Source organism: Gimesia panareensis (assembly GCF_007748155.1).
GTDB lineage: Bacteria > Planctomycetota > Planctomycetia > Planctomycetales > Planctomycetaceae > Gimesia > Gimesia panareensis.
Window position 1 is genome coordinate 3332186 of the sequence record NZ_CP037421.1, and the last position, 12257, is coordinate 3344442.

The window sequence follows — 12257 nt, forward strand, 5'->3', positions numbered from 1 at the left end:
ATCCCCTGAAACATACTGACCTCAAGGTTCCAAACGATGACCTGTTCCCTTAAGCTCTGCCGCATCCTTTTTTTCCTCTCGTTCTGTCTACTGTTCCCGTTCTGTGTCACTGACCATCTCCAGGCAGAGGAACGGCCCAACATCATCTACGTGATGGCAGACGACATGGGCTACGGCGATCTGGGATGTTACGGGCAGAAAATCATCAAAACCCCCAACATCGATCAGCTGGCCAAACAGGGCATGCGATTCACCAATCACTATGCAGGTCACACCGTCTGCCGCCCCTCACGACTAGTGCTGCTCAGCGGCCAGCATTCCGGACATACCCCCATCAGTCAAAACGAACAGTATTACTTCCCCGAAGGCACGACGACTGTCACCACGCTGCTCAAGCAGCAGGGGTACGCGACCGGCGGCGTTGGAAAATGGGCTTTGGGCATCCCGGAATCAACGGGGGTTCCCAGCAAGCAGGGCTTCGACTTCTGGTTTGGCTACCTGGACCAGGGCAATGCCCACAACTTCTATCCTGAATACCTCTGGAGCAACGAACAGGAAGTCTCGCTCCCCGGTAATAAAGTCGGCCCTCACAAGCGGGTCTCTATCTCTCGCGAAACCTATTCCCATGACCTGCTGACCCGCGAAGCATTCAACTTCATCAGAACGCATGCGAACCAGCCCTTCTTCCTGCAGGCGCACTACACCATCCCCCATGCGAACAATGAAGGGGGACGCGCCACCGGGGATGGCATGGAAGTCCCTGAATATGGTGAGTACGCAGACCGGGAATGGCCTCAACCGGAGAAAGGCTTCGCCGCGATGGTCACCCGTCTCGACCGGGATCTGGGCCGGATGGTTCAGCTGCTGAAAGAACTCAAGCTCGAACGCAAAACGATCATCTTTTTCACCTCAGACAACGGTCCCCACCAGGAAGGGATGCACCAGGTGGAATTCTTCAATTCCAATGGTCCCTTGAAAGGTTACAAACGTGATCTCTATGAAGGCGGGATTCGAGTGCCCCTGATTGTCAAATGGCCCGGAAAAATCAAACCGGACCGCACAACGGATCACATCAGTGCCTTCTGGGACTTTTTACCCACAGCCTGCGAACTGGCAGGCGTCGAGCCCCCGAACAATATCGACGGTATTTCCTATCTGCCGACACTGCTCGGTCAGCCACAGCAGAAACACGACACCATGTTCTGGAAGTACCGGGGTAAAGTGGCCCTGCGTGCCGGCAAATGGAAAGCGGTTCAGACCGGTCCCAACAAACCGCTGGAGCTCTATAACCTGGAGACGGATATCGGAGAAGCGCATGATCTGGCTGCAGAGCACCCGGAACTTGTCGCACGGATGAAACGGCAGATCGCCGCAAGCCAGTCCAACGACTAAATGATCTCGTGGATCGGTTCGGTATGCTCAACACCAACCAGCTTCTGATCCAGCCCACCATAGAAGTAGGACAGGCGATTCGGATCCAGTCCCATCTGGTTCAGGATCGTCGCGTGCAGGCGTTTTACATGGAAAGGCTTTTCAACGGCTGCTGAGCCAAGCTCATCGGTCGCACCAACGGAAGTTCCGCCCTTGATCCCGCCGCCTGCGGTCCACATCGTAAAGCCGAAGGAGTTATGATCGCGGCCTGTGCCCTTTGCGTATTCCGCGGTAGGCTGACGACCGAATTCGCCTCCCCAGACGATTAGGGTCTCATCGAACAGCCCTCGTGCCTTCAGATCCTTAATCAACGCTGCAATCGGCTGATCCGTGTTTCCCGCATGATAGCTGTGGTTTTTGACCAGGTCTCCGTGAGCATCCCAGTTCGCATCGTTATGATTCCCCCCCGAGTAGAGCTGAATGAAACGCACGCCCCGTTCCACCAGACGGCGGGCCAGCAGACAGCGTCTGCCGAAATCGGCCGTCCGGGGATTGTTCAACCCGTACAGATCCTGAGTCTGCTGCGTCTCTGAAGCCAGATCCGCTGCTTCGGGAGCATGCTGCTGCATTTTAAAGGCCAGCTCATAGCTGGCAATCCGGGCCGCCAGTTCTGAATTTCCGGCGCGGGTCGCTTCATGCTTTTCATTAGCCGTCTTCAGTGCATCCAGCAGTTCCCGTTGTACGTCTCTGCTCATGCCAGCCGGTCGACGCAAATCAACCAGCGGCGCGCCCTTCGAGCGCATCGTTGTCCCCTGGTAAGTAGCCGGCATAAAGCCGCTCGACCAGTTCTTGGCTCCACTGATCGGACCGCCCGTCGGATCGAGCATCACGACATAGCCGGGCAGGTTCTCATTTTCACTACCCAGACCATAATTCAACCACGACCCCATGCTGGGAAACCCGCTCAGGATCCGTCCCGAGTTCATCATCAGCATCGCCGATCCATGAATCGGAGAATCAGCGGTCATCGACTTGAGAAACGCAATGTCATCCGCGCAGGTCGCCAGGTGTGGAAACAGATCCGAAATCCATTGTCCCGATTCGCCGTACTGCTTGAACTTCCATTTGGGTCCCACCACGCGGCCTTCATTCTTTTCACCGCCACGCCCCTTGGTTTTGACAGGAATCGTCTTCCCATCCAGCCCATACAGTTTCGGCTTGTGATCGAAGGTATCCACATGACTGGGCCCGCCGTACATGAACAGGAAGATCACGCTCTTGGCTTTAGGTTTGAAGTGAGGATCTTTGGGAGCCAGCGGGTTCCGGAACTGGCTCACACCGTCGGCAGCCACGGCCTGCGAATTCAGAAAACCATCCGCTGACAGCATCCCGGTTAAGGCGACAGAACCAAATCCGCCTCCGGCTTCCCACAGGAATTCCCGCCGCGTACGACGACAGAACTGTGCATGTCCGGCTGGTTGTTGAGGTTGCTTTTCTAAACTCATATCCTGATCCTTTATACGCTCGGCTGACACTATATTAAGTCAGCGAAATCAGTCTGCAGCTGTATTAATCGAGATAAACAAATTCGTTGCGGTTTAAGATCGTCAGGCTGAAATAATCACGTGCCTGCCGTTCGGATAGCTGGTGTTTCTGCATCAAGCTCTTGATGAGCTTCACTCCCTGGTCAACTTCACCGGGTTCAGGCTGTCGTCCATAGGCCAGACGTATCGCCCGTGCTACGAAGGCGGGGTATTCTGCAGCCCCCTCTTTGAGCAGTCGATCGGTCAGATATTCTGCCTGGCGATTGACGAACGCTCCGTTGATCATCCCCAGTGCCTGCGCAGGCTGGGTCGTCACAAACCGGACTGCACAACTGCTGTCAGTATCGGCAAAGTCAAAATTAAAGAGCAGGGGAGTCAGCAGCGAGCGTTTCACGAAAATATAGATACTCCGCCGCGCCCGCTCTTCTTCGGAAGAGTCACCCCAGCCCGCCCCCGGTCGAGACTGTCCCTGCATCACTTCTTTGGAAATCTGGGGATAGAAACCGGGACCATACATTTTAGAATTTAACCGACCGTTGACAGCCAGAATGCTGTCGCGAACCTCTTCTGCACTCAGACGCCGCATATTGAACCGCCAGAACAGATCATTGGCCGGATCGACGGCAGCCACCTCTTCTGAGAATTGAGATGACATCTGATAAGCATTCGACAGCATGATCAGCTTGTGCAGCGCCTTGAAATGTTGGCCTTCATCGTTGAATTTCAACGCTAGCCAGTCCAACAGTTCCGGATGGGTCGGCGGTACCCCCAGTTGTCCGAAGTTATTCGGAGACTGTACTATGCCACGACCAAAGTGATGCTGCCAGATCCGGTTCACAATCACCCGTGAAGCCAGCAGATTGTCTGGATTGGCGATCCATTCCGCGAGCACCCGCCGCCGGCCTGATGTTTTCTGTTCACCTTCCGGTTTGGGGATCTCTGCTTGAGAGCCACCAAAAATCTCCGGAAATCCGGGCTCAACTTTTTCCCCCTTCACGTGCGGATTGCCCCGCAGTAATACGAAGGTTTCCCGGGGTTCCTTCAGGCTGCGTCTGACACTCAAAGCCATCTTGCGGGGTGGCAGCTTTTTCCGCTCGGCATTCAGTTCCTTCATTTTAGACTGCATTTTCTGGTAGTCCTGCATCTGACCGGGCTCCAGATACTGCGCCAGTTTTTCTTTCAGTAACTTTTTGCGTTCTCTGGTTTCGGAGCGCCGCTGATCGACGCCCGACATTTTTTTGATCCCCGTCTCCTCCAGCGACTGCATTTCCTTTTTCAGCGTGCCCTGTTTCTGATCGAGCTCTGCATAGCGGGCAGCCAGTTTGGAGCCGGTGATATCGGTCTGATTGTAGGAAAGCTGATCGGAACGGATACCGTACGAATTCAGGCCATGAAAAAAGGCCATGAATCGATAGTAATCCTCGTGCGGAATCGGGTCGATTTTATGTTCATGGCAGCGGGCGCAGTTGAGCGTCAGCCCCAGAAAGACCTGGCTGGTTGTGGTCACGATATCATCCAGCTCATTGTAATAGCTCAACAGCGGATCAGCGGGCTCATCATCCCACAGTCCCAGACGATAATAGCCGGTGGCAATAATCGAGTCGTTGGTCACCTGATCCAGTTCATCCCCGGCCAGTTGTTCTTTGATAAACTGGTTGTAAGGTTTGTCTTCATTGAAAGAGCGGATGACATAATCCCGGAAGCGCCAGGCGTTGGGCTTATCCCCGTCCCGTTCATAACTGTTCGTATCCGCATAGCGGACCAGATCCAGCCAGTGACGTGCCCAGCGTTCTCCGTAGTGGGGAGATGCCAGCAGACGGTCGATCAGTTTTTCGTAAGCATCCGGTGCAGAATCGTTCACAAACTGATCCACCTCTTCGGGAGTCGGCGGCAGTCCGGTCAGATCGAAATACGCACGGCGAATCAGCGCCACCCTGTCTGCGGGCGGTGCAGGGGAAAGCCCTTTCTGTTCCAGTTTGCTTAGAATAAAAGCATCAATGGGGTTACGGACCCATGACTGATTTTTCGTCGCAGGGGGTGCCAGCTTTCGGGGAGGTTCGAACGCCCAGTGTTTTTTCCATTCGGCTCCCTGGGCAATCCAGTTTTTAATCAGTTCTACCTGAGCCGGTTTCAGTTGCTCACCTTCAGGAGGCATCTGCATGCCGTCATCCCGCGGAGAGATCCGGGCGAGCAGCTCACTCTGCTCGGGATGGCGGGGAACAATCGCAGTCGCTTCGGACTCCAACTGCTTAAACGCCTGTTCGCTCTGATCCAGACGCAGACCTCCCTCCTGTACATCAGGACCATGACAGGAATAACAATGCTTTGCCAGCAGGGGCTGGATATCCTGTGTAAAATCGACCGGAGGTTTTGACTGAGGCTCGGTGGGTAAATTCTTTGTTTCTGCCCCAACGCCTCCTGTCAGCCCCAAAGTGCAACTGATGATGGCCCCCAGAAAGAGTGATTGCTGCAAAAGCGATCTGATCCTCGAGCGACTTGAATCTGGCATACAGAACTCTCTCTTGAATATTGCGTGTCCACAGAATGATCGAATGCGAAAGTGTCATAAAGACAGCACTATTATTTATTCTATTCTCAATCATTCCATAAATGAATGTCAATTCAACAATAAACAACCCTAAGTTATTTCCTGTACAGGAATTTGTGTCTTTTTTCTTCGGTATTCTGCCGCGACACCTGCGAAAGTAGTCTGTCTGTCTCTCCGGTGAATGTGCTATAATGCCTGCGGCTGTAAGTACAGACGCGCTTCGACACTGGCAACTGTTTCAGCACCCGAGGAGAATTCGCAGGATGAATCGATTAAGTCCTCCATTCTCAGGGCGTTCTCCCCTGAAGAGTGTCTCTGCCAGGCTGTTTATCGGAGCGGGTTTCCTCCTGATCTTTTCCTGTACTTATCTCCTTTCTCAAGAGGGAGTCGGACAGAATCTTCTGCTCGCGTTCCTCGACCCTCCGGATCAGACAGTTCCCGAGCAGAGCGAGCCCGATCCTGCCGAGATTTCAGCAGACCGGGAAGCCTTAATCCATCGCATCTACCGCAATCGCAGTCTGCGTACACAATTCGAACGAGCCGAACAGAAATTTCATGAACGGGAATTCACCGAAGGAGCCCTGCAGCTGGAGAAGCTGCTCGATCACCAGGAAGACTACTTTTTCTGGCCCGATGATCAGAAACGTCCGTTTAATTTCCGACAGCGTACCCGGGAACTGCTCTCCACCGCCACGCCGCGCGCCCTGTCCGACTACGAACGGATCTCGGGCCCCCAGGCCAACTCAATGCTGGAACAGGCACGACAATCAGACGACCTGCGCCTGTTCGAGCAGATCGCCTTACGTTTTTTTCCTCTCCAGGCCGGATTTGAAGCCCTCGACTACTTAGGCACACGACATCTGGAGCAGGGTAACTTTGACTTCGCCTCACGCTATTGGGATCTGCTCCTGGAAAGCCGCATTCACCAGTCGCGAATGCAGCCGATCCACTTTCTGAAAGCAGCTGTCTCCTATCAGCAGTCCGGCCAACAGGAAAAAGTCGCGCGGATCCTGGCAGCCCGCAAGAACGCCCACGTCTCACTCGGCGGTAAAACGTTGAGTCTGCCCCAGGCAGTTGGGCAGCTGGCGTTGACTCTGCAGAACATGCCCCGCACCCAGGAAAGCCGCGGCTGGCTGTATGCCCAGGGTAATCCGCAACGGAACCAGTCTGTCGATGCCAGTGTGCCTTATTTCAAAGCAGACTGGAGCCAACCCATTGCCCGCACTGAAAAACACCGGGCGCTGGAGTCCCTGATCAACTGGGAACGCAAACAACAGCGTGAAAATCAGTCGACCGCAGTAGCCAACCTCCCGATTGCTGTGGACAATCTGGTCGTGTACCGCGATTTTCAGGGGATCAGGGCCGTCGATCTGGACTCCGGAAAAACGGACTGGCTGTTTCAGAGCGCCGGAAGCCTCAACCAGTTAATCGACGAGGTGGATGCCCGCACGCCTGGCCATGCTGCCTATTCTCAGAACCTGTCACTGGAAAAATTTTACAGCTGCAATTCCATTTATGGCTCCCTCTCCAGCAATGGACAGGCCGTTTTCGCCGTGGATTATCTGCCCGACCAGTTACCCCCCGTTGAAAGGAACCTGGGACTTCGTCGCTCCAGTGCACAATTCCCCCTGGTTTCTCAGAGAGGCAATCGTCTGGTCGCCCTCCCGGTCAAGTCACCGGAAACCGCTACGGATGGATTAACCACGATCCGTGCCCCTTCCGCGAATGGACAGACTGAAACAATCTTACCCGTCAAACCTCTCTGGACGATATCCGGCTATTATTTCCTGGGGGCACCACTACCGGTGGGAAATTATCTGTATGCCATCGCTGAGCACAACAGCCAGCTCTCCGTCCTCTGCATCAACCCCCATAATGGATCGATCTACTGGAAGCAGGGACTGGCCTATGTCAATCAGCCCATTTTCACCGACCGTGAGCGGTCCTGGCAGCAATGCCCGCTGGCCAGCAGTGAAGGGATCGTTGTCTGCACCACACAAATCGACACGCTGGTGGCCCTGGATGCGACCAACGGAGATCTACTCTGGAACTATTACTATGGCGAAGGCGACCAGTCCCGCCGCATCGCTCAAAAGCGTTACTATCGCCCGGTCAGCTTTGGACACCCGGGCCTGACCAGTGCACCGGTGATCTCCGGAAATCGGGTCTTCTACCTGCCCAGCGGTTCTCCCTACATTCATTGCATTGATCTGAAATCCGGGTTGCCCCTCTGGGAAGAGGTGAATCGGGAGGATGGCGAATACATTGCAGCTGTCGTTGACGACACGGTGCTCGTCGTCGGATCCGACTATTGCCGCGGTCGACATGTGGAGGATGGCAGAGAACTCTGGCACCTGCAGGTCGGGCCGGTTTCCGGCAAAGGATTTCTCTCTCACCATGACTATCTTCTGCCGACCAGAGCAGGGCATGTACTCAAAATCAATATCCCCTCAGGTCGGGAAGTCGGATTTTCCCTCAGTAATTCAAATCAGATCTCCAGTATTCTCAACCACGATTTCAAACAGAAACTCCGACAAGGCGCAGCCTATGCCTTTGAAACCGTCTCCCGGGAAGGACAGGACTCTCAAACCAGTCCCAGTCAGTACGAGTGGGCACCGGGAAATATCATTGCCCATCGCGGGCGGATTATCTCCGTCGGACTCTGGCAGATCGATTCCTTCCCTCAGGCAGAGGCAATGCTGGCCAGATTGCCTGACAAGGCCCCCTCGCTGAACTCGAAACAGAAACAGGCCGACCAGTTACTTAAAGCAGAACTCGAACTCGCCCTGGGCAATCTGACCGGCGCGCAGCTCAGACTGGAATCCCTGCTGTCGGTCAAGGCAGATCCTGCCGTACAGGACCGTTCTGAAGCCCTGCTGCGGGAACTGCTTTATGCCGAACTGAACCGCAGTCATAAAAATGAATTTGAGCTTCTGGGTAAGCTGGAAACCCTGGCACATACACCGCTGGAACGGGGCCGCTTCCTTTCCCGCAAATCAAAATACCTGCTGGACCAGGAAGACTACCACGGCCTGATGCAGGTTGCCGAGGATTTCAAAAAAATCGAGGTCAATCAGCCACTGGCGATGGCCGGGGATACGCATCACCTGGTTACCGTCCAGAGTCTGATCGCAGGTCTGATGCAGAGAATTTCAGACAAAGCGGACCAGAACGATCAGGCAACTCTCAACACAATCATTACCGAAGATCAGCAGTCCTCCCTGCAGGACGCTTCTCCCGCAGCGCTGCAGGCCTTTCTGGATACCTACGGCAGTTGGTCTCAGGCTGTGGAAGTCCGCAGCGTTCTGGCTGAGAAACTGAAACAGGCCGGTCAGGTCCAGCAGGCAGAATTTCTGCTGATGCAGAACCAGGCCCATGCTGATCCCAGTATTGCCGCTGAAGCGACACGCCAGTTGCTGGAACTCTGGGAGTCGGTTGGTCTGCCTCACGAGACGGCTGGTCTCTTGAATGAACTCAACGAAAAATACACAGACGTTAAACTGGAAAATGACCTCACGGGGGGGGAATATGTCCAGCGTTTTAATCGTGGATCCGCCGCCTGGACGATTTTCCAGACCATGCAGCCTCTGCAGCAGAAAGTCACTCACGTCAAAATCAGGCAGAGTGACTCCGGAGCTCCTGTACCGGAGATCGCCGGTACTTACCGAAATTATGAGCGAAAGTTCCTGCCACCACCGGAAATTTCACAGCTCCTGTTAAAACAGGGGTCTCTGCTCAGCGTGGTCAATCGGCACGCCGGTCAGACGATTGGCCAGATCAAGGTCTCGGACCGCATCTCGTATCCCTACCATTCACGTAATACCCGCGTGGGGCATTTCATCCCCCTGGGCAGCAGTCGTAAAATTCATGGAGTCTCGCTGCTGCAGCTTCAGGATGAAATCTCTTCCCCCCTCTGGACGACGGAATTCGATGACTTAAACAACTCTCAATCGCTGTTCTACGTCGGCCCCTCCGGCCCCCGGGTCTGTATCTTTCAGTGGGACAACCGCCTGTTCGGCCTGAACCCCGCCAACGGCAAGGTCCTCTGGGAGCGGAAAAACATTCCCTCCAAATCCGGATTCCTCAGCGATTCCAGCAAAGGGCTCATCGGCGATCAGGAGGCGGTCGTCGCTTTCAGCATCAACCGCACGAACTACGATGTTTACAGTTCCATTACCGGAGAACGGATTCGCCAGGGCGAGCTTGAACTGAATAGCCGTTCCCGGCACGTCTTTGGCCGCAAGCTGTTCTATGAAACGAACTCCACCACGGAAAAACGGGTCCGCCTGTGGGATCCTCTCTCCGACCGTCTACTCCTCGATGAACCGGTTTCCAGCTCCGGTTTCTCGACCCAGATTTCCGACACGGAACTCGCCATTCTGCTGCCTAAAAACAGGCTCAGAGTCCTGAATGTGGAAACCGGGGAGACGGTGATCGAAACCGTAATCCCCGATGAATATCTCAAAAACCTCAACAAATTCATCGGGTTTTCCGATCACGACCGTTACTATTTCAACTTCTCTTACACCACACCGCGTCGGCGGCCACCACAGAACGACTTCTATATCAGCGATTCATTCCTGAATGTGGTTCACATCGATAACGATCTGATGAGCATCGACAAGCAGTCCGGCAAAATCCTCTGGAACCGCAACCTCCCCAAACGCTCCTGGATCGATACGTCGCAATACCGGCTCCCGTTTCTGATCCTGATGAGTAAAATCCGCACAGAATCCCGCACCCGCAGTTATTCCTTCCTGTTCGAAATTCTCGATGCGAAGACCGGAAAGACAATCGGCTTCAAGGATAACCTGCTTAAAGACACCATCCTGCAGATGCAAATTGACCCGCGGTTCAAGAAAATGATCCTGCAGGGAATGCACAGTGCCGTGGAGATTGACTACAACAACCCAACCCGGGCACTGGATCAGCTGCTTGACTCTCCTTTGTAGCCTGAGCCACTATGGCCAGGGGAAAACCACCGTCAGAAACCGACTTTCCGGACCTGGAACACCAGAAATCCAGGAATACAGCCACCGCCGTTCCCCGGATACTTGACCCGAACCCGTCCCCGGTTTAGGCTGTCATTATCACAGCTTCGCGGCTGTCGTATAATGGTATTACCCCAGCTTCCCAAGCTGGTGACGAGGGTTCGATTCCCTTCAGCCGCTTTTCTTTCCACTGCCTGGCCAGGCAATGCTTTCGCCGCTTCTGCACACCGTCGAAGGGCCGCCTAGCTCTTGACCTGCTGCTGATCCTCGTCACGAATCTGGGCCAGTTGCTTTGAAACGGCAGAGAAGGGGACCTCGTGGGGCATTTTCCCGGAAGTCGCAGCGACGGCTGACGCGACACCCGCCGCTTCTCCCATCGCAACTGCATTCCCTGTAACCCGATAGCTGCTGTGCGCGATAAAATCGCCGCTGATACAGCGTCCCGCCATCATCAGTCCATTCACATCCCGGGCAATCAAAGCCCGCAGGGGAATATCATACGGCTTCGATTTGAACGGTTTCTTTTCAATCGCTTTCGTCTTTCCCGGATTGGTGGAATGCACGTCGATTCCAAACCTTACGTGGCAGATCGCATCATCAAAGCGAGCCCCGTTTTTGAGATCTTCGCTGGTCACGTAATAGCGTCCCAGAATACGTCGTCCTTCACGCGTTCCGATCTGTTCGGCTGTCGCGATAATTTCCAGGTTCGTCCAGGGATCTCCCAGTTTTTTGAGACTGTTAACCAGCTTGTGCACTTCACGTCGCGCCTGCAGTGTCGCATCAGTCACGTGGGCGGCATCGATGGAAAGTGTCCCGTATTCATGGTTGGCCATCATCGCAAACAGTCCGTCCCGGACACGGAAAATGGTGGGACCGCCATAAGAGGGGTCTATGCCGGCCCGCTGAAATTCTGCCAGCAGGTTCTTCTTCGGGTTCCCCAGCTTGCGGGGCTCGGCATCACCACGGACAAACGCCGCGATCCCGTCAGTAGTCACACCGGTCAGCAGTACCATCAGGCTCATCGGCTGAGTCAGTCCGGTTCCGGGCTGGCCGAATTCATAGCCACAGCCGGCCTGCGCCGCCATGTCTCCATCACCAGTACAGTCAATGAATGACTTCGCCCGCCAGGCCTGTCGACCGGACTTTGATTCGGTGACGATCACCGACAGGCGATTATTGATGTCCGTCACCGCACCAACCACGCGGGTATGCAGCTGAATTTTCACACCCGCTTCGAGCAGGAGATCTTCCAGCAGCAGCTTGGTTTTCTCGGTGTCATACGCCACGGAACCGTTATTCAAGACATTACTGGCACCGCGTTCTTCGAGCTTGTCCAAAATCTCATGCATGATCCCCGGCTTATTCTGGGCATCGATAATCAACGTTAGCGCACCGGCCGTCCAGACACCTCCCACACAGCCATTCACTTCCAGCAGCCTGGTTTTCGCCCCACTGCGGGCGGCAGCCAGAGCAGCGGCGAAACCGGCCGGTCCACCCCCACACACAATGACATCGTCTTCTTCCTCGATGGGAATGTTCCGTGCCGCTTCGTGAAAGACTTTCCCGTCCGGAGAAACCCAGCCCCGGGTGCGGACATGTTGTGCAGTCGAATTCCAGACCGACTGACCACCTCCGTCCAGAAGCAGCGTATTCGAAGGTCGCGTCACGCCATCGACAAGCGGCTGTTTGTCGGCCGCGCTGGCTGCTCCTGTCAGAAAAGCGGCAGTTCCACCAGCCAGATATTTTCCAAAATCGCGGCGGTCTATCTTTTTGTCTGCCATGTCAGGCTCCTCTTTCAGCTGA

The 12257-nt window shown here is 54.8% G+C and carries 5 protein-coding genes and 1 tRNA gene; 3 read left to right on the top strand and 3 right to left on the bottom strand.

Features of this window, described 5'->3' with window-relative positions; translation table 11 throughout:
• Window positions 1–36 precede the first annotated feature (36 nt).
• Window positions 37–1392 carry an arylsulfatase gene (locus Enr10x_RS12540; protein WP_145107282.1) on the top strand — a complete coding sequence of 452 codons (1356 nt, stop codon included), beginning with the start codon at window positions 37–39 and terminating at the stop codon, window positions 1390–1392.
• Here the strand turns inward: Enr10x_RS12540 and Enr10x_RS12545 are convergent.
• Both Enr10x_RS12545 and Enr10x_RS12550 read right to left on the bottom strand, forming a co-directional pair.
• Window positions 1389–2876, bottom strand: coding sequence for a DUF1501 domain-containing protein (locus Enr10x_RS12545; RefSeq protein WP_145107279.1), 1488 nt, complete (start codon window positions 2874–2876; stop codon window positions 1389–1391). The two genes, Enr10x_RS12540 and Enr10x_RS12545, sit on opposite strands and share 4 nt — an antisense overlap.
• A 64-nt stretch (window positions 2877–2940) precedes the next feature.
• Window positions 2941–5388: a PSD1 and planctomycete cytochrome C domain-containing protein gene (locus Enr10x_RS12550; RefSeq protein WP_232093366.1), complete on the bottom strand. Its 2448-nt coding sequence runs from the start codon at window positions 5386–5388 to the stop codon at window positions 2941–2943.
• 338 nt (window positions 5389–5726) lie between these two features.
• On the opposite strand from Enr10x_RS12550, the gene Enr10x_RS12555 reads away from it, so the two are divergent.
• A complete protein-coding gene (locus Enr10x_RS12555) occupies window positions 5727–10415 on the top strand; it encodes an outer membrane protein assembly factor BamB family protein (RefSeq protein ID WP_197997584.1) in 4689 nt (1562 codons plus the stop codon).
• A gap of 148 nt (window positions 10416–10563) precedes the next feature.
• Window positions 10564–10634 (top strand) — tRNA-Gly (locus Enr10x_RS12560).
• Between the two features lie 62 nt (window positions 10635–10696).
• Here Enr10x_RS12560 and Enr10x_RS12565 read toward each other — a convergent pair.
• On the bottom strand, window positions 10697–12235 hold the full coding sequence (locus tag Enr10x_RS12565; protein ID WP_197997585.1) for an FAD-dependent oxidoreductase: 1539 nt from the start codon (window positions 12233–12235) through the stop codon (window positions 10697–10699).
• Between the last annotated feature and the right edge of the window lie 22 nt (window positions 12236–12257).